The sequence below is a fragment of the Micromonospora sp. NPDC048830 genome (assembly GCF_043198215.1).
Classification (GTDB): domain Bacteria; phylum Actinomycetota; class Actinomycetes; order Mycobacteriales; family Micromonosporaceae; genus Micromonospora.
This window is the reverse complement of sequence record NZ_JBICUP010000034.1, coordinates 34082-54943: the sequence shown is the minus strand read 5'-3', so window position 1 is coordinate 54943 and position 20862 is coordinate 34082. Positions and strand designations below refer to the sequence as shown.

General features: G+C 68.6%; 20 protein-coding genes and 1 pseudogene. 10 read left to right on the top strand and 11 right to left on the bottom strand.

Features of this window, described 5'->3' with window-relative positions; all coding sequences use genetic code 11:
- The first annotated feature begins 148 nt into the window (after positions 1-148).
- The gene (locus ACGFIZ_RS24965; RefSeq protein WP_393423014.1) at positions 149-403 is read left to right on the top strand and encodes a hypothetical protein; all 255 of its coding nucleotides are present in this window, start codon (positions 149-151) and stop codon (positions 401-403) included.
- Between the two features lie 79 nt (positions 404-482).
- Here the strand turns inward: ACGFIZ_RS24965 and manA are convergent, their stop codons facing one another.
- The 9 genes and pseudogenes from manA to ACGFIZ_RS24920 form a co-directional block, all read right to left on the bottom strand.
- Positions 483-1574, bottom strand: a complete 1092-nt coding sequence (manA, locus tag ACGFIZ_RS24960; protein WP_393423012.1) for a mannose-6-phosphate isomerase, class I — start codon at positions 1572-1574, stop codon at positions 483-485.
- A gap of 43 nt (positions 1575-1617) precedes the next feature.
- Positions 1618-2364, bottom strand: a complete 747-nt coding sequence (locus ACGFIZ_RS24955; RefSeq protein WP_393423011.1) for a GntR family transcriptional regulator — start codon at positions 2362-2364, stop codon at positions 1618-1620.
- Between the two features lie 56 nt (positions 2365-2420).
- Positions 2421-3773 (bottom strand): M20 family metallopeptidase, encoded by a 1353-nt coding sequence (locus tag ACGFIZ_RS24950; RefSeq protein ID WP_393423009.1) that lies wholly within the window; start codon positions 3771-3773, stop codon positions 2421-2423.
- Positions 3770-4579, bottom strand: coding sequence for a PfkB family carbohydrate kinase (locus tag ACGFIZ_RS24945; RefSeq protein WP_393423007.1), 810 nt, complete (start codon positions 4577-4579; stop codon positions 3770-3772). The genes ACGFIZ_RS24950 and ACGFIZ_RS24945 overlap by 4 nt, the downstream gene beginning before the upstream one ends.
- Entirely contained in the window at positions 4576-5352 is a 777-nt protein-coding gene (locus tag ACGFIZ_RS24940) for an ATP-binding cassette domain-containing protein (RefSeq protein WP_393423005.1), read from the bottom strand. The genes ACGFIZ_RS24945 and ACGFIZ_RS24940 overlap by 4 nt, the downstream gene beginning before the upstream one ends.
- On the bottom strand, positions 5349-6305 hold the full coding sequence (locus ACGFIZ_RS24935; RefSeq protein WP_393423003.1) for an ABC transporter permease: 957 nt from the start codon (positions 6303-6305) through the stop codon (positions 5349-5351). Before ACGFIZ_RS24935 ends, ACGFIZ_RS24940 begins: the two co-directional genes overlap by 4 nt.
- Before the next feature lie 139 nt (positions 6306-6444).
- Positions 6445-7521 (bottom strand): substrate-binding domain-containing protein, encoded by a 1077-nt coding sequence (locus tag ACGFIZ_RS24930; protein WP_393423001.1) that lies wholly within the window; start codon positions 7519-7521, stop codon positions 6445-6447.
- 18 nt (positions 7522-7539) lie between these two features.
- Positions 7540-8553 carry an SIS domain-containing protein gene (locus ACGFIZ_RS24925; protein WP_393422999.1) on the bottom strand — a complete coding sequence of 338 codons (1014 nt, stop codon included), beginning with the start codon at positions 8551-8553 and terminating at the stop codon, positions 7540-7542.
- 524 nt (positions 8554-9077) lie between these two features.
- Positions 9078-9761: pseudogene (locus ACGFIZ_RS24920) on the bottom strand (transposase); the annotation flags it as partial.
- 945 nt (positions 9762-10706) lie between these two features.
- Between ACGFIZ_RS24920 and ACGFIZ_RS24915 the strand changes: the two are divergent.
- The 3 genes from ACGFIZ_RS24915 (at position 10707) to ACGFIZ_RS24905 (ending at position 13098) form a co-directional block, all read left to right on the top strand.
- A complete protein-coding gene (locus ACGFIZ_RS24915) occupies positions 10707-11246 on the top strand; it encodes a cupin domain-containing protein (protein ID WP_393422997.1) in 540 nt (179 codons plus the stop codon).
- A gap of 327 nt (positions 11247-11573) precedes the next feature.
- Entirely contained in the window at positions 11574-11882 is a 309-nt protein-coding gene (locus ACGFIZ_RS24910; RefSeq protein WP_393422995.1) for a hypothetical protein, read from the top strand.
- Between the two features lie 4 nt (positions 11883-11886).
- Positions 11887-13098: a PLP-dependent aminotransferase family protein gene (locus ACGFIZ_RS24905; protein ID WP_393422993.1), complete on the top strand. Its 1212-nt coding sequence runs from the start codon at positions 11887-11889 to the stop codon at positions 13096-13098.
- A gap of 98 nt (positions 13099-13196) precedes the next feature.
- Here ACGFIZ_RS24905 and ACGFIZ_RS24900 read toward each other — a convergent pair whose 3' ends face one another.
- The gene (locus ACGFIZ_RS24900; protein WP_393422991.1) at positions 13197-13463 is read right to left on the bottom strand and encodes a hypothetical protein; all 267 of its coding nucleotides are present in this window, start codon (positions 13461-13463) and stop codon (positions 13197-13199) included.
- Here ACGFIZ_RS24900 and ACGFIZ_RS24895 point away from each other — a divergent pair.
- Together ACGFIZ_RS24895 and ACGFIZ_RS24890 are read left to right on the top strand one after the other, a co-directional pair.
- Entirely contained in the window at positions 13462-14919 is a 1458-nt protein-coding gene (locus tag ACGFIZ_RS24895) for an endo alpha-1,4 polygalactosaminidase (RefSeq protein ID WP_393422989.1), read from the top strand. The genes ACGFIZ_RS24900 and ACGFIZ_RS24895 overlap by 2 nt on opposite strands.
- Before the next feature lie 114 nt (positions 14920-15033).
- The gene (locus ACGFIZ_RS24890) at positions 15034-15192 is read left to right on the top strand and encodes a hypothetical protein (RefSeq protein WP_393422987.1); all 159 of its coding nucleotides are present in this window, start codon (positions 15034-15036) and stop codon (positions 15190-15192) included.
- On the opposite strand, the gene ACGFIZ_RS24885 is transcribed toward ACGFIZ_RS24890, so the two are convergent.
- A complete protein-coding gene (locus ACGFIZ_RS24885) occupies positions 15161-16072 on the bottom strand; it encodes a LysR family transcriptional regulator (protein WP_393422985.1) in 912 nt (303 codons plus the stop codon). The two genes, ACGFIZ_RS24890 and ACGFIZ_RS24885, sit on opposite strands and share 32 nt — an antisense overlap.
- Positions 16073-16180: 108 nt before the next feature.
- On the opposite strand from ACGFIZ_RS24885, the gene ACGFIZ_RS24880 reads away from it, so the two are divergent.
- Genes ACGFIZ_RS24880 through ACGFIZ_RS24865 form a run of 4 tightly spaced genes read left to right on the top strand, consistent with a single transcriptional unit; the run spans position 16181 to position 20587 of the window.
- Positions 16181-16762 carry a Glu/Leu/Phe/Val dehydrogenase dimerization domain-containing protein gene (locus ACGFIZ_RS24880; RefSeq protein WP_393422983.1) on the top strand — a complete coding sequence of 194 codons (582 nt, stop codon included), beginning with the start codon at positions 16181-16183 and terminating at the stop codon, positions 16760-16762.
- The gene (locus tag ACGFIZ_RS24875; protein WP_393422981.1) at positions 16681-17202 is read left to right on the top strand and encodes an aldehyde dehydrogenase family protein; all 522 of its coding nucleotides are present in this window, start codon (positions 16681-16683) and stop codon (positions 17200-17202) included. The genes ACGFIZ_RS24880 and ACGFIZ_RS24875 overlap by 82 nt, the downstream gene beginning before the upstream one ends.
- Positions 17199-19415, top strand: coding sequence for a thiamine pyrophosphate-dependent enzyme (locus ACGFIZ_RS24870; RefSeq protein WP_393422979.1), 2217 nt, complete (start codon positions 17199-17201; stop codon positions 19413-19415). Before ACGFIZ_RS24875 ends, ACGFIZ_RS24870 begins: the two co-directional genes overlap by 4 nt.
- Positions 19412-20587 carry an acyl-CoA dehydrogenase family protein gene (locus ACGFIZ_RS24865; protein WP_393422977.1) on the top strand — a complete coding sequence of 392 codons (1176 nt, stop codon included), beginning with the start codon at positions 19412-19414 and terminating at the stop codon, positions 20585-20587. Before ACGFIZ_RS24870 ends, ACGFIZ_RS24865 begins: the two co-directional genes overlap by 4 nt.
- Positions 20588-20862 lie beyond the last annotated feature (275 nt).

Below are 20862 nucleotides of genomic sequence, written 5' to 3'. Positions count from 1 at the left end.
GAAAGGCTGCATCTGCTGGAGAGGTGCGTGGATGAGCGGGAGATCGCGTGGGCGCTGCTGTCGCTGCCGGCTTCAGTCATAGTGGGCTTTCTGGCCTTCCCTGTGCCTGGGCAGCGTTGTGCTGGGGAACCGCGCCGGGGTCCGGGGGGTGACCTGGGCGTCCAGGGACGCCGCGCGTAGCGCCAAGGCCACAGCCCGGTCGCGGGCCGCGTCGACCCGCTCGGCGGTCGGCCGATCCATCCTGACCATCGTCTGGCATCTGCTGTCCGACGACCAAGCCACCTTCACCGACCTGGGACCCACCCACGTCGACAACCGCGCTGGCACCCAACGCGCCATCCGCAACCACATCCGCGGCCTGAACGCCCTCGGCTACCAGGTCACCCTCCAACCCGCCGCCTAACCACATCAGCAACCCTCATCCCAGCTCCGCCTCGCTGCGCCGGGATGCTGCCGCGCGTACAGGAACGGTCATTTTCGGATTAGGATTCGCGGCCGGGACCGGCCAGCACGAGACGGCCCGGCCCCCGCATCGACAGGCCTTTCGCGTCGGCCAGGTAGGCGGCCTGGCCCGGGCCGAGCTCGAGCCGGTCTGCGCCGTCGATGAGTTCGACCGGCCCTTCGACACAGAGGGCGATCTGCTGTCCGGCCAAGGAGAGCGGCACGGGCTCCGGGCTCGCCGCCGTGGCGTCCAGAAGCGCGAATTCCGTCACCGCAGGGGTATAGAGCCGTCCTGCGCTGTGGTACCGCGAAACCTCGACGGCCGCTTCGCTGTCGAAATCGACACACCGCATGAGCGCGTCCACGTCGACGAGTTTGGTCGTCAGCCCGGCCCGCAGAACCGTGTCGGAGTTGGCCATGACTTCCAATGCCAGGCCCGAGGAATAGGCGTGAATCATGCCGGAGGGCACGAAGACCGCCTCCCCGGGCGCCAGGACGAACCGGCGCAGCAGGACGGCTGCGGCGACTCCGGCGTCCCCAGGGTATTGCTCGGCGAGGTCGGCCAGCCAGGGAAGCTCGCCGCCGAATCCCTTCACCTCGTCGGCGGATGCGTCCAGGGCAGTCTGCAACGCGCGGCGCCGTCGGTCGCCATCGGGTCCCGGGCCGGTGAGCTCGGCCCGCATGCGGCGAGCAAGGTCCGCGTCGAGCCGGTCGAGGTCGCGAACGCATTCGGCGACGGGGCGAAAGCCGACCAGGCCGGTGAACGGCGTCAGGGCGAAAACCATCTCGGGCTTGTGGACCGGGTCCTTGAACCGCCGCCGGGGATCGTCCCGCGGAATGCCCCGCGCCTCGTCCTCGCGAAAGCCGGCCTCGGCCAGGTGCGGCTCGGGGTGCACCTGCAACGAGACGGAACGACCCGGGGCGAGCAGCTTCACCAGAAACGGAAGCCGGCTGCCGACCACGTCGAGAAGGGTCTTGTCACTGCCGGCAACGGGACTGGGCGCGTCCTCGTGGGCTCCGAACCACACCTCGGCCACCGGCCGGTCAGGATCGGGCGGATCGCCCAGGAACGCGGGGATGGCGGTCGGTGATCCCCAGTCGTAGTGCCGGGCGACGGCCAGGATGCGTTGCACTGCCGTGTCCTTCGAGGTTGTAGGGGGTGACCCGGTCTAGTCACTAGCGGCGGCGGACGACGTTGAAGGCGATCTCGCTGCTGCGGTGGTAGTCGATGGCGTACAGCAGCCGTTTGCCCTCGCGGGTCACACAGGTCTCCTCGACCAGCAGCCAGGGGTCGTACCGGGCCAGATCGTAGGTCTTCGAGTACTCGGCCGGGAGGTTCGCGGCGGACAGCCGGGCGATCGAGAAGGCGATGTAGTGCCCGTGCCCTTCCAGGCTCTTGGTGACGGACGCGCCCCAGTTGCGGAACTTCAGCGGGCCGGGCAGTGCGTCCCGCCGGACGATGTTGATGCTGAAGACCATGGGCTGGTCGTCGCCGAGCCTCAGGCGCACGAGCCGGATGACCGGGTCGCCCTCGTTCAGCTGCAGCTCGCGGGCGACCCGGGCGTCCGCGGTTCCCTCTTCCACGCTCAGCACCACATTGGTGACCTTGTAGCCGAGTCCCTGCAGCAACGCGGTGATGCTCTCGTAGATGTTCACCGGCCGCTCGATCGGCACTGAACCCAGGGCCGACACGAACCGACCTCGTCCCTGGATGGCGGTGACCAATCCGTCCTGCTCCAGCAGCTTCAACGCTTCCCGGATCTTGTTGCGGGAGACTCCGAAGTGTTCTGACAGCTCGGGTTCGGTGGGCAGCTGATCGCCCGGCCCCATCTCGTCCTGGGTGATGAGCTGGCGGATGGCTTCCTTGAGCTGGGGAGCCATGGTCGAGCGCTTGGCGGGGCGAGCGCCGGCTGGGGACGTCAAGGTTCTCTCCTCGTCAGAGCGCGGCCACGGGGAAGCAGGCATGGGTCACTTTACGTTCAGTGGCCGAGCCGGCCGTCTGAAGACTGCTGCTGGCTGTTGCACCAGGCCAGCGCGGCGCGGGCGAGGAAGGAAGCGGACAGGGCGATGTTCCCCAGCAGCACGCGCTCGTCGGCCGCATGAGCACGACGGACGTCGCCGGGCCCGCACACCAGGGCCGGGATCCCCATGGCCTCGTAGAAGTTGGCGTCGGACTGCGCTGCGGCCGTGACCGGCGCGGCCAGCGGATTGACCCGCGCGTCGGCACTCGCCAGACGCGTCCGCTCGGCCATCATCCGGCGGACGAATTCGCTGTCGGGGTCGGTGTACGCCGGGGGCCAGGTGTCGGTCCAGGTGAACTCGACCGGGTGCTCGCGCAGCCACGGGTCGAGCTCCGAGGCCGTACGGATGTGGTGCTCGATCTCCGCGCGGATCTGCTCGGAGGTGTTCCCGGGTGGGAAGGACAGCAGGTAGTCGATGCGCGCCCGGTCGGGGAAGAACGGCGCCGCCTCGACGCCGACGTCCGCGCGCAGGACACCGGGATGAATGATGAAGGCGCCCGGCGGGAAGGCCGGATGCGCCTTGCTGAAGGCCCACTGCTCCTCGAGTTGGCGCATGGCGTGGTAGACGTAGACCGCCTTGTCGATGGCGTTGACGCCGATCGCGTCGCCCGAGCCGCCGGCCCGGATGGCGAGATTACGCGCGGCCCAGTGCGCCGACTTGCCGCGAACGGTCAGCGAGAAGAGGTAGTTGCCCGCCGCGACGTTGGAGATGTCAAGAACCCGTGGCTCCGGCGACGTGGGCTCCGGCACCAGAGCACCGTCCACCGTGTAGCCGGCTTTCAGCACAGCGGTTGTGCCGATTTCGTGGCTCATCGTCTCTTCGCCGACCACAGAGTGGATGTGCAGGTCTCCGGCCAGCGTGACGCCGGTGTCCCGGAGGGCCTTGGCGGCGAGCCACATGGCCGCGTGCCCGGCTTTCATGTCAGTGGCGCCGAGCCCGTACAGGTAGCCGTCCTCGACGACCGCCTTCCAGGGGTCGTCGAAGCGGCCCTGCTGCGGGGCCACGGTGTCGATGTGCCCGTTCAGCGCCAGGGAGCGACCGCCGCCGCGGCCGGGCCGCACGGCGACCAGGTTGGGCCTGCCCTCGGCCTCCTCGACCCAGTTGAGGTCGAAACCCAGGGGACGCAATGCCTCGGCCAGGACCTGGTTGGCGCGGCGTTCCCCGCCCTCGTAATCCGCTGCGTTGACGCCGGGCTGCAACGGGTTGACGCTGCGGCAGGCGACCAGGTCGACGAGCAGCTGTTCGGCGTCGCCGGCGGAGGCGGCGATCGAGGCGTCGATCGCCGCCAGGGTGCCGTCAAGGTCGTTCACCGTGACTCCTTGTCCAGTGGCAGGTGGGGCCAGCCCGAGTGGTACGCGCAGGTGGCCGCCGCGAAGCGGGCGCCCGTCTCCAGCGCCTCGGGCAGGGATCGGCGGCTGAGGCGGGCCGCGATGAAGCCGGCGATGAAGCTGTCGCCGGCGCCGGTGGTGTCGACGATGATCGCCGGTAGGGCGGCCTGCTCGTACCAGCGGTCCCCGCTGAGACAGACCGAGCCCTCGGCGCCGCGCGTCGCGACGACCACTCCCACTCCGGCGGCGGCCGCGCCGGCGGCGAGCTCGCGGGCGTCGCCGGTCTCACCGGCCGAGAGGAACGCGACATCGAGGTCGGCCAGCCCGGCGGCGACCGCGCAGTCCTGGCTGACGGTGCTCCGGCCGGCCAGCGCCTTCCGCAGTCGGGTCGCCTCCGGCAGCATGCCGATGTGCACCCAGTCGGCCTCGGCGATTTGATCGAGCTGCGCCTCCGTGGGGAAATAGGCTGCGGTCACGCCGAAGTCCTCCCGATCGAAGGTGCGGTCGCCGTTGGCGGCGACGCTGATCTCCGTGACCGCCGTGGGTCCGTCGAGCACGGTGAGGTCGTCGGTGGAGATCCCGTTGACCTCGAGCCCGGACCGGATGACCGCTTGCAGCGCGTCGGTGCCCACCGCGCCGAAGTAGCGCACCGCCACTCCGGCCCGGGCGAGCTGGACCGCCACGTTGAAGGCGTTGCCCCCGGAGTAGTCGCGGTCCTCGCTGCCCCGGTAGCGGTCCACGCAGTTGTCGCCGACGACCGCGACCCAGGGCTGTCGTCCGGTGCTCATAAGGTCTGCGCTCCGGTCATGATCGCGACGGCGTCGGTCATCGAGTGGCTCTGCGGGGTGATGGTGCCGGCGCACTTCCCCAGGCGCTGAATGTGGATGCGGTCGGCGACCTCGAACACCTGGGGCATGTTGTGGCTGATCAGAATGACCGCGGTGCCCCGGTCGCGCAAGGTTCTGATCAGCTGGAGCACCTGGTTGGACTCGCGCACCCCGAGCGCGGCGGTCGGCTCGTCCAGCACGACGACCTTCGACCCGAAGGCCGCGGCCCGGGCCACCGCGACGGCCTGACGCTGGCCGCCGGAGAGGTTCTCGACCGGCACGGTCACGTCTTGCAGCGTCGAGATTCCCAACTCGGCCAATTCGGCCCGAGCCCGCTCGCGCATTCCCTTGACGTCGAGGGCCCGCAACATCGTCCCTGCGAAGCCCTTGCGCCGGATCTCCCGCCCGAGGAAGAGGTTGGCGGCGACGTCGAGCGTCGGGGAGACCGCCAGCGTCTGGTAGACCGTCTCCAGTCCCGCGTCCCGCGCGTCCTGGGGCCGCTTGAAACTGACCGGCGAGCCGTTCATGAACAGCTCACCCGAGGTCGGGATCTCCGCACCGGTCAGGCACTTGATCAGCGTGGACTTGCCTGCGCCGTTGTCGCCGACCACGGCGAGGATCTCACCCGGGAAGAGCTGGAGCCCGACTCCGTCGAGGCCTACCACCCGTCCGTACGTCTTGACCAGGTCCCGTGCCTCGAGGACGGGCTTGCCGGCAACTGTCTCGACCGTCATGACTTCGCCTTCCGGATCCACTGGTCGACTGCCACGGCCACGATCACCAGGATTCCGACCGTCAGGGTCTGATAGAGGACGTCGAGGCCGGCGAGTGCCAAACCGTTGCGGAACACACCGACGATGAGGGCGCCCAGCAGCGTGCCCCAGATGGCGCCCCGGCCACCGAACAGGCTCGTCCCACCGATGACGACCGCGGTGATGGAGTCCAGGTTGAGGTCGATGCCGGAGTTCGGGCTGGCCGCGTTGGTACGCCCGATCTGGATCCACGCGGTGACCGCGATGATCGCCCCGGCGACGAGGTAGACCGAGGCGAGCACCCGGTCCACGCGGATACCCGAGAGCCGCGCGGCTTCCTTGTCGTCGCCCACGGCGTAGACGTGCCGCCCCCACGCCGTCCGGTTCAAGACGTACGCGATCAGGATGTAGAGGGCGAGCATGATGAGCACGCCGACGCTGACCTTGATGCCGAGCACCGAGAGAGTGTTGCCGGTGAGGGTGAGCGTGTCGGACAACTGCGAGCCGCGCACCGTGTTGCCGCTGGTGTAGAGCAGTGTCAGAGCGGTGAAGATGCTCAGCGTCCCCAGTGTCACGATGAACGGCGGAAGCTTGAGGCGAGTCACGAGAAGCCCGTTCAGGCCGCCCGCGGCGATGCCGGCGAGGAGCCCGAGCACCAGGCTGAGCGTCGGCGGGACGCCGGTGGACGACGCCGACTGAGCCATGACCATGGCGGCCAGGATCATGGCCGCGCCGACCGAGAGATCGATCCCCGCGGTCAGGATGACCAGGGTCTGTGCGATCGCGAGGGTGCCGACGACGGCGACCTGCTGGGTGATCAGGGAAAGGTTGGCCGGAGCCAGGAAGCGGTCGTTGAGCAGTCCGAACACGAGCACCGAGACGACGAGGACGACGGCGGGGCTGATGGCGGGATGCCGGTGCAGCAGGTCGCGCACGCGAGAAAGAGGTGTCGAGCGGTCGAGAAAGGCCGAAGACAGATCTGGTGCCGCGGTCGGCGGCGGTACCGTGTTGGTCATCTGAGTTCTCCAGAACCGTGCCGGGCGGGGGTGCTCGCGCGCCCCCGCCCTCCAGCCGTCAGAAACAATCCTTGAGGCCCTCGGTCGTGTCGATGCTCTGCACGCCGTCCTGAGGGTCTTCGGTCACGAGGTTGACGCCGGTGCTGACGAAGTCCTTGCCCTCGTCCGACTTCGGTTCCGTGCCGTTGACCACCAGGTCGTGGATGGCCTTGACGCCCATTTCCGCCATCTTCAGCGGGTACTGCTGGGCGGTGGCCTGCAGGATGCCGTCCTTGACGTAGTTCACGCCGTCGCAGGCGCCGTCGATCGAGACCGTGATCAGGCCCTCGGTCTTGCCCGCCGCCTTCAGCGCCTGATAGCCGCCGTACGAGGCCGGCTCATTGATGCCGTAGATGACGTTGATGTTCGGGTTCTTGCTGAGCAGCGTCTCGGTCGCGGTGCGGCCGCCGTCCTCGGTGCCCTTCGTCGGCAGGTTGCCGACGATGGTGTACTTGCCGCCCTTGCCGCCCGTGTAGTTGCCGGTCTTGGCCTCGTCGCCGTTGACCTTAGGGTCCGCCACGTCGATGCCCATTCCGGTGAGGAACCCCTGGTCCCGGGCGTAGTCCACGGTCAGCACCTTGTCGCCGAACAGGTCGAGAAGGGCGATGATGGCGTCCTTGCCGTCGAGCTTCTTCGCCGTCCACTCGCCGACCAGGCGGCCCGCCTCGAAGTTGTCGGTGGCGTAAGTCGTGTCGACCAGCGACGCCGGGTCCGGCACCGTGTCGAGGGCGATGACCTTCACGCCGGCGTCCCGCGCCTTGGCGATGGCGTCGAAGACTCCCGGCCCGTTCGGGGTGATGAGGATGCCCTGGTCGCCGCGAGAGATGGCGTTCTCGATGGCCTGGATCTGGGTGTCCTCGTCGCCATCCACCTTGCCGGCGGCGACGGTCAGGTTCACGCCCAGGTCCTGCGAGGCCTTCGTGGCGCCGTCGGCCATCTTCTTGAAGAAGGAGGTGCCCTGGGTCTTGATGATCAGCGAGACCGACACCTTCTTGTCGTCGCCGCCGGCTGAGGAGCCGCTGTCCGACGAGCAGGCCGCGAGGCCCATCATGAGGAGCGCCGCGCTGGAGGCGGCGAGGGCCTTCCGATTAACCATGGGGGTTCCTTATCTGGGTCAGTAGTCGATGCGGCGGTAGTACCGACGGGTCGTCAAAGGGTGGTTGCGGACCTTCTCGAGGTGCACGCTGAAGCGCTCGAGAACGGTCGCGTGCACGACGTGGCTTACGAGGGCGCGCAGTCCGGCGCCGACGCCGGGCATCGCGAAGTCGGCCGTGTCGATGACGGTGAACGTGTCGGTCACGGTCGGGACGAAGCGCTCGACCCGCTCGGCGAGCTCACGGGTGGGGCCTTCCCCCTTGAGCAGAAAGACGCTGACGCCCTTCTCGACGAGCTCCAGCGTTCCGTGGAAGAAGTCCGAGGCGTGCACCGGACGCGTCCGGATCCACTGCATCTCCTCGAGGATGCAGGTGGCGAAGTACCACGACTCGGTCCAGGACGGGCCGGCCCCGGTGAAGATGTGGTAGCGCTCGTCGGAGAACTGGCTGGCCAGCTCGGCGGCGCGATCCTCGAACGCGCGCTTGATCTCGAGCAGGTGGCCTGGCAGTGACTTCAGTCCGCTCACCAGCTCGGCGTAGTCCTCCCGCTCGCCGCGGTGCTTCTGGATCGAGAGGGCGATCAGCAGCGACTGCAGATAGAAGGACTCGGACGAGGTGTCGTCGGCGGCCCGGACGGTGAAGTTGTGATCGGCCGCCTTCGCCAGCGGGGACTCGTCGTTCCCCGTCAGCGCGACGACCGTGGCGCCCCTCTGCTGAGCGAACTCGCTGATTGCCAGGGCCTCCTTGGTCGTGCCCGACAGCGAGGGGATGACGACGATGGACTGCGGGCCCAGGTTCTTCGAGTCCACGGCCAGCAGCTCAGCCGCGTTCTCGAGGAACGTGGGGAACGCCGACTCACGCTGCATGAGCTGCGCCGCCGGTTGCATGAGGACACCGGCGCCGCCGGCGCCGAGGAAGAAGAGATTCTGGGCGCCCGCGTTCAGCAGCCGGCCGACGAGGGCGTCGATCGACTCGGCCAGGGCGACCGCGGACGCCTGGATGGCCACGAAACGGTCTTCGTCGAAGTTCAGCAAAGCTCTGGCTCACTTTCGTGCGGAACGCGCGGTGCTCGCGCTGAGCGATCGGGCTTCCGCCCTGTTGTCCCTGACTTGCAATGCATCACCGACCTCGGTTGTCTGATGACTCGGCAAGTCGATGGACGATAGTTTTGTGTTGTCTGATGATCCTGTCAAGAGTGCGAACGAGCTCGTAACCGGACCTAACAGATGGACAATGTTCCGTTACGCACGGTGTTACCAGAGCCGGAGATTTGCTCCGCAACGACGAGATCCCTCAGCGCACGCCCGGGGGCTGCCGTAGACGTGGCGCCATTCGTCCGGTACGCATGTGTTTGGCGTGTTCAGTGCGCTCTAGGGCCTGTGTCGAAGTCGATCACAGCCACTCGCTGGTCGGGGCGATCTGCACGGTGGCTTCGTAGCGCACGGCGAGCTTGTCGAAGCGGGTCGCGACGGCACCGTTGCGCTTCAGGCGGTTGATGCCGCATTCCACGGCATGGCGCTGCTTGTACCACTCGGGGTCGAGGGCTGGTGGCTGGACGCCCTTCGAGCCGAGTTTGCGGCGTGGCGGCGAGGACGTTGCCGATCTTGTGGAACCAGCAGCGCTGCTCCCGTGTCTCGGGGAGCACCTCACGCAGCGCGTTCCAGAACCCGAGCGCGCCGTCGCCGACGGCCAGGATCGGGGCGCGCATGCCCCGCCGCTTGCAGTCGCGTAGCAGGTCGGCCCACGACCCGGCCGACTCGCGGTAGCCCTCCGCGAGGGCGACGAGTTCCTTACGGCCGTCGACGCGCACTCCGACGATCACCAGCAGGCACAGTTTTGCCTCGTCGAGGCGCACGTTCAGGTGCACGCCGTCGGCCCACACGTACACGTAGTCGGCCGCCGACAGGTCCCGGGCGTTGAAGGCGCGGGCCTCGTCCTGCCACTGCACGGTCAGCCGGGTGATCGTGGCCGCGGACAGCCCGGCGCTGGTGCCCAGGAACTGCTCCAGGGCGGGCACGAAGTCCTGCGAGGACAGGCCGTGCAGGTACAGCAGTGGCAGCACCTCGCTGATTTGCGGGGACCTGCGGCACCACGCGGGCAGGATCGCCGAGGCGAACCGCCGCCGCTCACCCGTCTCGTCGACGCGTTTGTCGTTGACCCGCGGCGCCACGACCTCGACCGCCCCGGCCGAGGTGAGCACCTGCCGCGGCCGGGCGTGGCCGTTGCGTACCACCATCCTGCGGAGGCCGCCGACCTGTACGCCGCGCTCCGACCGATCCACGAGGCGGCGTACGCCGCCCTGGGGCCCACCATGCGGCAACTGCGCGACCTGTCCGCCAGATAGGTGGGTACGCGGCTACCCGTTCTTGGCCACAGTAGCCGCTGGCGATGACGGGTCCCCAGCCCGCACGACCACGAGCAGGTCCAAGGAGACACTCGCGGACTGCGCCGGAGTCCTGGGATCGGACCCGACGGCGCGCCCGTGGCGCGGGGGCTCGACAGTGGTCATGCCCCAACCGACCCGGGTGGCACCGGTTTGTGCGCTTCGTGGGTTAAGAGCGATTCCCAAGATAGCGGACAGCCAGTTGCGCAGTTAACAAGCGAGCATACGATGTGCGCAGTAGATCAACGAGCCGGTGCTTGTCCGCGGTACCGCCCCAACCCACCATCGTGCTCAAGGAAGGCCTTCGTGCATGGAGCCGTCGTAGCCTAACCGGTCGAGTGTGGAAGAGGTCCCTCCCGAGTGGACCGCGCCGGGCGCCTGACCAGGAATCGTTGACTGTGGCGCGCGGCCACCAACCCGGCGCAGGCGTGTTCTGCTCGGCGGCGCCGCTGGCCCTCGGCGACCAGATGTCACCGCCGGCTGGCCGCCAGGTAAACGTGCTGCCTCCGCGTCCGACCATGGCGGTGCCGCGGCTGCTCGCCGACGTGTCAGGCGTCCTCGAACCCTGGGTCGGGCCACCGTGACGCCACGAGCACACCACGTTGGCCGGATCGAACCTCATCGGCCCCGCATGCCACGTCCGACGGTCGATGCAGGCGAAGGTCTTCTAGTCGTTCTCGAATAGTCGTTCCCGAACAGGACCGGAGCAAAGTGCGGCTCAGGTCAGACCCAATCATGTCTTTGCGGACTCTTGCATCACCACCGCTACTCGCTGCACCTCTGCGCACCGACGGGAGATTTGACATGCTTGCGCCAACGAATACGAGCAACGGAATTGGCTATCACGCCGGCAGCAAAAAGGTAGCGGTCCACTCGGCCAAGAATGGCGATGGTCTAGCCAGCCCTCAGGGGCAGACGTTGATCCCGACGATCAGCCAGCAACTGTGCGGGACGAACGGAATCTCGGCATGCACCGTAGTCATGCAACCGGGCAAGGTGTCACGGCTGCATTTACATGCGCGGACTGAGATCGTGGTGGTTTGCGTGGAGGGTTGGGCGGCCACGTTGATCGGGCCCGATTTCGAGCCGGTACTGCATGGACCTGGTGAGTTCCTGTACGTGCCCGAAGGCGTCCTCCACGCTGCCGTGAATTTGAGCTCGGAGCATCGTCTGGTGGCGTATGAGTTTCGGACTGACCCGAAGCTCAACGAGGATGTGGTGTTGGTGCCTGAGCAGGAAGAAGCCATGCTGGAGGCGGCGGCAGAGCTACAGGGTGGTTTTGCGGAGGGCAGGCTGAAGCTGCCGATCCACTGGGATCTCACGGGAACTTCCAACGGGTTTTGAGTCCGCAGTCAGGGTTCACACAGCACGCGTACCCGTATCACCACTGACCGGGCATCGACCGGAACGTCCGCGACAGTCGCTGATGGCACCCCTGCACTCCGCACGATACGGCTGCGCAGCGCGGTCAGGCCACCGTCCGTTAGGAGCCGGGGCCCGCACCAGGATGCGCTCTCCGTCGTCCACCACGTCATCGATCACCAGCGGGGTAACTTGGTCATCCCCGGCTCTATGGCCCCGTATCGCGTGTAGGAGATCGTGAAAATGGCCCCATCACCAATCGTTGGCGTCTGGCGAGTCAGGACCGAGGGAGCTCCTGTTCCGTACCACATGTTTGCCTTCCACTCCGACGGCACCCTCCATCAGTCCAATCCCCCGCTCGGCAACACCATCACAAGCGACACGGCCGGCTTGGGCGTCTGGCAGGAGCGAGAAGGCGCTGTCAAGGCCCGCTTCGAGGAGTACCGCCTCGCCTACCGCGACCACAGCATGACCCGCGGCGTAATAGAGCTCACGCTGAGCGTCAGCCACAACTCGTTTACCGGTACCGCCGAGTTCAACGTCTACGACCTAGATGACAAGCATCTTGACGGCCCCCTCCATGCCACCGTGGAAGGACGAAAAGTGACTTTGGAGTAGTCCCATGCCGGCAAACACCCCGCTGTCGTCCCTAGCCGATCGGGCCGTCGCTGACCCCATCGCGCCAATCTTTGGCGAAATCATGTCGCGACAAGCGGCCGATTCCTCGTTTGTCTCGCTGGCCGCGGGCTCACCCGACAACCGCCTGCTCCCCAACGACCTGCTCGACGCCCTGGTTCAAGACGCCCGCCAGGCCGACCAGCACCTCGGCCTACTCAACTACACCATGCCCCAAGGCCTGCCGTCGCTGCGTGCGCACTTTGCTCGGCTGCTCCAGGATCAGGGCGTCCGGTGCACTCCCGAGGGCCTGCTGATAACGAGCGGGGGCATGGAGGCCATCAGCCTGGCCGCAGAACTCACTCTCAACCCCGGAGATGTCGTCCTGGTCGAGAGCCCGGCCTTCCCCGGTGCCATGAGCGCCTTCCAGCGCTGCGGGGCCAGGGTGATCCATGTGGACTGTGACGACGACGGCATCATCCCCGAAGCTGTCGTCGAGGCCATCGCGCTGCATCGGCCCAAGCTCCTGTCGGTCATGCCCGACTTCCAGAATCCGTCCGGGCGGGTCATGCCCGCCGCGCGCCGGGAGCGCTTGGCGCTGATCATCGAGGACACCGGCGTCATGGCGATAGAAGACGGCGTCTACACGCAGCTCCGGTTTGCCGGCGATCCCCTGCCGCCCCTGCAGTCCTACGCGCCCGACCACGTCCTCTACGCCTCTTCCGTCTCGAAGATCCTCGCCCCCGCCATGCGCGTAGGCGCCCTCGTAGCTCCGCCCGCCTTTGTGGAGCACGCCCGACGCGTCAAGTCGGCCTACAACATGCAGGCCTCGGGATTCACCCAAGCCATCGCAGCTCGATTCCTGGACCCTGGAAAGTCTGTTCTCACGGACCACCTCCAGTCCCTCCGCACCGCCTACGCTGATCGGTACAGGGTCATGGACCAGGCACTCGCACAACATTTCCCGGGCAGCGCCGGCTATACCTGGACCAGACCCTCGGGCGGCATGTTCCTATGGCTCGAAGGGCCAGACTCCGTCGACTTCACCGCAGCCCTCGGCCTGGCACTGAAGGCGGGTGTGGCCTACATTCCCGGCTCGCTGTTCTATTCCGACCCCGGGCGTGGTCACCAGGCCGCCCGGCTCAACTACGCCAGCACCTCGCCTGACCGAATTCCTGAGGGCGTCGCCCGGCTCGCCATGGCGCTGTTGGGCTGGTAGCGGGATGCTCCCGCCACAGTCGTCGCATCACCCGGCCGGCGGTGGTGCACGGATGCTGACCGGCAGCCGTGCTCCGGGTGAGACCCCGTCCGCGTAGGTCAGGTGACATACGATGACTTGTACGACAGGTCCAGCGGGAGGCCCGTGACGGCGGATACGGTGCCCGTCAGTCCAGACTGACCGGTCCCACCCTCGCCGGCGACAATCGGACCATCACCACCGGCTACCAGGACCTGCGCATTCCGCTGGCGGCAAACCGTATCAACCGCACCACCCCAGGTGAGCTCCATCTCGATTTCTGGCACGACGGCAGCAGCACGGTGCACTTTGAGGAAATTCGCTTTGAATAGGAGTCGTGCTGCCATGGCCAAGACAAGAGCCCGCTACCTCACTGGGATCGGCGTCGTGGTACTGGCCGTCGTCCTCGGCCTGGTCGCAGCCCTGTCGCCTCGTGCCCAGGCCAGTACGACGGCAGTTACGGCTACGCAGCTCACGACAACGACGGGCCGGACGGGTCAGGGGCAGCCGGTGACCAACCTGGCCGAGGCCGATCTCACCGGCACCACCGATGACTGGAACCGCTACGTCGAGTTCATCGGCCGCTACTCCGGATACCTCACCTTCGTCGCGCCGCCCGACGTGTCGCCCAGGGAGGTGACCGCAGTCGACGTACGGGTCAACTACCGCGGTCCGGACCCCGAGACCCAGACCTGGACGTTCGCACTGTTCGATTGGGCGGCGAGCGGCTGGGTGCGCGTGGGCACCAATGGCGGCGCTCCACACTGGGGCCCGTGGACGTCGCTCGCCTGGCCCGGGTCCGCACCCTACGCCTGGTACATGTCACCCACCGGCGAGCTGCGGCTACAAATCACCTCCAACAACCGCCGTGACGCAGCCGACCTCGACTATGTCGCCATCTCGCTGACCTCGACTCCCGGGCAGCCGGCACCATCGGGCGGGGCCAGCTCCCCGTCCGCGTCAACTCCGCCACCCCCGTCGACCCAGCCGCACGTACCCACGTCACCTCCCGCTACGACGCCAACGACCGCTCCGCCGTCCCCGTCTACCCGACCCGTGACCACGACAGGCTCGGTACGGTGCCCCGACTGCTGGCGTCCGCCGCTGCAAGTCAGCTGGAACTGGGTCATCGCGGGCGTGCCAAAGCCTCCCTTCCGGGATGTCGACATCTACGACATCGACGGTTTTGATGCGTCCTCGGCGGACGTCGCCGCCCTCCATCGAGCCGGAATTCGAGTGGTCTGCTACATCAGCGCGGGCTCCTACGAGGACTGGCGCCCCGACGCGGGCCAGTTTCCGGCGAGCCTCCTCGGCCGGAACCTCGACGGTTGGGCCGGCGAACGGTGGCTCGACGTCCGCGGCATCAGTCCCACGAGCCCGCTGGCCCGCATCATGACGGCACGGATCGACATGTGCCGGGCGAAGGGGTTCGACGCTGTCGAGTTCGACAACATGGACGGCTACATCAACCGGACCGGGTTCCCGCTCACCGCCGCCGACCAACTCGCGTACAACCGGTTCCTCGCCAACACCGCCCACGCCCGTGGCCTCAGCACCGTGTTGAAGAACGACCTCGACCAGATCGACGATCTCGTCGACTACTTCGACATGGCGCTCAACGAGGAATGCAGCCGGTACAACGAGTGCGGCGAATACCAGCCGTTCATCGCCGCGGGCAAGCCGGTCCTCCACGCGGAATACGGCTCCTCGACCGCCTTCTGCCAGGCTGACAACGCGGCCAACATCAACGGCGTGCTCTTCTCACTCGACCTGGACGACTCCGTCTATCGCCCGTGCCGCTGAATCCCGTCATCGAAGCGCCGGCGGATCCATCGAGATCCGCCGGCGCTTTGCCGCCTCGCCGTTACTCGGCCGACCAGCAAGCAGGACAGCCTGCGGGTCCTGGAGGAGCGGGAGATGGACGAACACCTGTCGTGTCTGGAGCGCATCGGGGCCGACGGAACCGGGCGGGTCCAGGTCCGCGAGATTCCCGAATTCATGCTGCCCTACCGCGACCGGCGCACTCCCGCGTCGAGCCGCGACGTCAGCGACGCCGGGATCGCGCGGACTGCCTGAGCGCCGTGACGGCCGGCCCCACCACCGGGTCGCGGCGGTCGGACCGGTACAGAGCCAATACCTGACGCGAGACCGGCTCGGCAGCCGGCCCGAGGACCTGGCGCAGCTCAAGGCCCTCGTTGACGCCGCGGGCGAGCGCCGGCACGACCGCGACCCCGAGGCCAGCCCGCACGAGCTCGCGAACCACCTGGTAGTCGTTGCTGCGGAAGGCGATGCTCGGACTGAACCCGGCATCGGCGCAAAGGCGCACCAGGTTGCGCGAGCCGGCGGAGCCTTCCTTGCTCGCGATCCACTGCTCGTCGCCGAGATCAGCGAGGCCCCAGTCGGCACGGGCCGCGACCGGGTGCGCTCGACTGATCATGATCATAAGCGGGTCGTCCTGCAGCGGTACCGCCGTGAGCCCGGCCGGCCACGACCGCGGGACGAGCGGGTACTGGTACACGACGGCGATGTCGATCGCCCCGCTGAGCAGCGCGGGCAGCAGCTCGTCCGGCTCCCCCTCGTCCAGCAGGACCGCCACCTCGGGGTGGCGGCGCAGCAGCCGGGCCAGCGCCCCCGGGACGATGCTGGCACCGGCGGTGGGGAAGCTCCCGAGGTGGATGGCGCCCGCCGCCCCCGCGGCGAGCGCCCGGGCGTCGCGTTCCACGGACTCCAGCTGGCTCAGCAGGCCGGCGCTGCGCCCGGCCAGCCGATGGGCCGCCGCGGTGGGACGGGCGCTGTGGGGTCCTCGCTCGAACAACACCACGCCCGCCGCCCGTTCCAGGGCGCTCATCTGCTGCGAGACGGCCGAGGCCGTGTACCCCAGCGACTCCGCGGCCGCAGCGAACGAACCGCTCTGCACCACCTCCGCGAGGGTGCGCAGATGATGCACGTTGAGCATAAGTAGATCTTACGCTGGCCAGGTCGAGATCGTCTGCTCCGAGTCTTCCCCGAACCCGCCGGAGGCTGAGAGCGTGGCCGGACGAGCAGTACCGTTGGAGGCTGGACGATGCGCAACGGGAGTACCGGCGACATGCTCGCCGAGATGAACGAGTGGGGCCCGGAGAAGGTGGACCGCGTTCAGGATCAGCGGCTGGGCATGCGCGGGGTGCTGGTCATCGACAACGCCACGCGGGGAATGGGCATGGGGGACACCCGGATGAGCCCGACACTCACCGTCACCGAGGTGGCCCGCCTGGCCGGCACGATGACGTGGAAGTGGGCCGCCGTAGACCTGCTGTCCGGCGGGGCCAAGGCGGGCATCCGGGCCGATCCGGCGGCGGCGAACAAGGAGCAGATCCTCCGCTCGTTCGTGCAGCGCCTGCACAATGAGATTCCGCAGGAGTACGTGTTCGGACTCGACATGGGCCTGACCGAGAACGACGCCGCGATCGTGGCCGACGAGCTGGGCCGGGCGGCGGCCGTCGGCACCCCGGCCGAGCTCGGCGGCCTGCCCTACGACGAGCTGGGCATCACCGGCTACGGCGTGGCCGAGGCCGCCGACGCCGCGTGTGCGTGGCTGCCTGCGACGGCGCGCTCTTCTCCGGCTTCGGCACCGCCGGCCAGCGCTGCACTTCGCTGGGCACCGTGATCGTGCACGAGTCCTGGCACGACGAGTTCCTTGCCCGGTTCGGCGCGGCGGTCGAGGAGGCGGCCATCGGCGACCCGTTCGCGCCGGTCCTCTACGGGCCGATGCTCGACCGGCGTTTCGCCGAGCGGTTCGAGGAGTACCTCGGCTGGATCCGCCCGCACCACCCGGCCCACGGGTCGCCGCACATCAGCAGGATCACCGCCGCGAAGCCCCGGCCAGGATTCGTGAAAGACCCCGGGGCCGGGATCTTCTACCACCCGACCATCGTCTCCGGGGTGCGGCCGGACGACGAGCTGTTCCGCTCCGAGACGTTCGGCCCGATCGTCGGCGTGCTGGCCTACCGCGACCTGTCCGAGGCGATCCGGCTGGCCAATCTGCCCGGCTACGGGCTGTCGTCCTCGACTACGGCCTGTCCTGAGGCGCCCGGAGCCCATCGATGATCGAGTCTGTTGACGAGCACTTCGTCCGGCAGGTCACGTCGTGGACGAGCGAGCCGGACGGTGCCGACCGCCCGGACGGTGACCGTGCGGCCGCGTCGCCCGACGTGCTGTGGGCCTACTTCGATGCGCAGGTGCAGAGCCGCCATCTCGACTTCGCGGCGCGCTGGTTGCAGGAACGGGGCGAAGGCTTCTACACCATCGGCTCGGCCGGGCACGAGAGCAATGCCGCGGTCGCCATGGCGTTGCGCCCCACCGACCCGGCTCTGCTGCACTACCGGTCCGGCGGGTTCTTCGCGGCCAGGGCCCGTCAGGTTCCGGCATCGACGCCGATCGCCGACGTGTTGCGTGGCCTTATGGCGGTGGCCGACGATCCGATCTCCGGTGGGCGGCACAAGGTCTTCGGCCATCCCGCCTACGGCATCATCCCCCAGACCTCGACGATCGGCTCGCACCTGCCGCGGGCCGTCGGGCTGGCGTTTTCGATCTGTCGGGCCGCGGCGCTCGGGGTCACGACCCGGTGGCCGGCCGACTCAGTCGTCGTCACCAGCTTCGGTGACGCCTCGGCCAACCATTCGACCACGGTCGGTGCGCTGAACGCGGCGGCCTGGTGCACGCACCAGGGACTGCCTATGCCCCTGCTGATCGTCTGCGAGGACAACGGCATCGGCATCAGCACCAAGTCGCCGCCCGGCTGGATGGAGCACGCGCTGGCCCGCTACCCGGGCATCCGGTATGCCCGCGTCGACGGGGCCGAGCCGGAGCTGACGCTGGCCACGGCCCGCGACGTCGCTGCGGCGGTGCGGGCCGAATGGCGGCCGGCGATCCTCCACCTGAAGACGGTGCGGTACATGGGACACGCCGGCTCCGACGCGGAGCTTGCCTACCGGTCGCGAACCGAGATCGTCCGCGACTACGCCCGTGACCCGCTGCTGGCCACGGCCCGCCGTCTCGTCCAGCGCCGGCTCGCGACGCCGACCGGCATCCTTTACCGGTACGAGGCCACCCGCGCCGAGGTGATGTCCCAAGCCAGAGCGCTGCTCGGTGGGAAACGGCTCGACGACGCAGCGCAGGTCATGGCCCCGATCGCGTTCCCGCCCGTCGCCGCCACCCCGCCGCCCCGCCGGCCGCTAGGCGCGCCGGCGCCCGACGGCGAGCCGACCGCGACACTGGCCCAGGCCATCAACGCCGCGCTCGCCGGCGTGCTCGCCGAGCGGCCCGAGGCGGTGGTCTTCGGTGAGGACGTCGCCGCGAAGGGCGGCGTCTACGGGATTACCCGGGGCTTACGGAACCGCTTCGGCAGCGGTCGGGTCTTCGACACCATCCTGGACGAGCAGAGCATTCTCGGCGCCGCGCTCGGCGCCGCGCTGTCGGGCCTGCTGCCGATACCGGAGATCCAGTACCTGGCGTACCTGCACAACGCAGAGGACCAGTTGCGCGGCGAGGCGGCCAGCCTGGCCTTCTTCTCCAACGGCCAGTTCCGCAACGGTCTGGTCGTGCGGATCGCCGGGCTCGCCTACCAGCGCGGGTTCGGCGGCCACTTCCACAACGACAACTCCGTCGCGGTCCTGCGCGACATCCCGGGCGTCGTCATCGCCGTGGCAAGCCATCCGGCCGAGGCCGGGGAGCTGCTGCGCACCTGCGTCGCCCTGGCTCGCGATGAGGGCCGGGTGTGCGTCTTTCTCGAACCGATCGCCCTCTATTACACCCGCGACCTGCATCGACCCGGCGACAGCCTGTGGACGGTGCCGCGCTCGGCGGCGTCGGTCTCGCCGGGCGGTGACGCGTTCGGCCGGGTCAGTCTTCACGGCTCGGGCCGCGACCTGCTGATCGTCACCTTCGGCAACGGCCTGCCGATGAGCCTGCGGGTCGCGGGGCGCCTCGCGGAGCAGTCGATCCACTGCACCGTCCTTGACCTGCGTTGGCTGGCACCGCTGCCGGCCGCGGACATCGTGGCGGAAGCACGGCGGTTCACCCGGGTGCTGGTCGTCGACGAAACGCGCCGCGCCGGTGGTGTGTCCGAGGCCGTGGTCGCCGTGCTCAACGACGACGGGTACCAGGGCCGCGTCGCCCGGGTCAACAGCGACGACTCCTTCATCCCCCTCGGACCAGCGGCCGCTGCGGTCCTGCTGTCGGAACCGCAGATCCTCGCGGCGGCCCGCGGCCTGTGCGCCGAGCCCCCGGGCACCCCTCTGGTCGAAAGGAAAACGACATGACGAGCCCCCTCGCGCTGTTCGACGCCGAGACGCTGATCCACCCCGACGACGCGGCCATCCGGGATGTCGTACGGCAGTTCGTCGCCGACCGCATCCGCCCGGGCATCGCCGCCTGGTACGAGGCCGGCGCCCTGCCGGCCCGCGAGCTCGCCAAGGAGCTCGGCACCCTAGGCGTGCTCGGCATGCACATCGAGGGCTATGGCTGCGCCGGCACCAGCGCCACCGCGTACGGGCTCGCCTGCCTTGAGCTCGAGGCCGGCGACTCCGGCCTGCGCTCGCTCGTGTCAGTGCAGGGCTCGCTCGCGATGTTCGCCATCCACCGGTTCGGCTCGCCGGAGCAGAAGGACGCCTGGCTGCCCCGCATGGCGGCCGGCGAGGCCATCGGCTGCTTCGGCCTCACGGAACCCGACTTCGGCTCCAACCCCGACGGCATGCGCACCACAGCCCGCCGAGCCGGACCGCAGGAAGGCGCGGACTGGGTGCTGAACGGAAACAAAATGTGGATCACCAACGGCAGCATCGCAGACGTGGCCGTCGTGTGGGCGAAGACGCCGGACGGCATCCGCGGGTTCGTGATACCGACCAGCACGCCCGGATTCTCGGCTCCGGAGATCAGGCGGAAGATGTCGCTGCGCGCGTCGGTGACCAGCGAGCTCGTGCTGGACGAGGTGCGCCTGCCCGCCTCCGCGATGCTGCCCGGCGCCCGGGGCCTGTCCGGGCCTCTGTCATGCCTCAACGAGGCCAGGTACGGCATCGTCTTCGGCGCGCTCGGCGCCGCACGGGACTGCCTCGAGACGGCCCTCGCCTACGCCGGCGACCGGGAGATCTTCGGCCGTCCCCTGGCCGCCTTCCAGGCGACGCAGCTCAAGCTCGCCGACATGACCCTCGAGCTGGGCAAGGGCATGCTGCTCGCGCTGCACCTCGGCCGGCTCAAGGACTCCGGAGGCCTCCGGGCCGAGCAGGTCAGCCTCGGCAAGCTCAACAACGTCCGCGAGGCCATCGCCATCGCCCGCGAGTGCCGCACGATCCTCGGCGCGGCGGGCATCACGCACGAGTTCCCGATCATGCGGCACGCGAACAACCTGGAGTCCGTACTGACCTATGAGGGCACCACGGAAATCCACCAGCTGACGATCGGAAAGGCTCTGACCGGGCACAAAGCGTTCCGGTGACCGCGCAGGCATTCGGCCTGCCGGTGGCCCGGTCAGCGGGCGGAAATCCGCAGCGCGCCGTCCATCCCGGACGGTCTCGCCGGCGAGAAGTCGTCCTCGATTGGAAGCCCAGCTGGGCCCGCAGAATTCACCGCACCCGGCGGCCGTGCGTTGCTGGGCTTTCCGTTTCAGCGCCATGGCCGGGTCGAGGACATCGGCCTGGGTGCGCTGGCTCGTCTGCCGCGGCGCGGCGAACCCACCGGCCCGCAGTCGCGGGTCCACCGGTCCATCGTCTG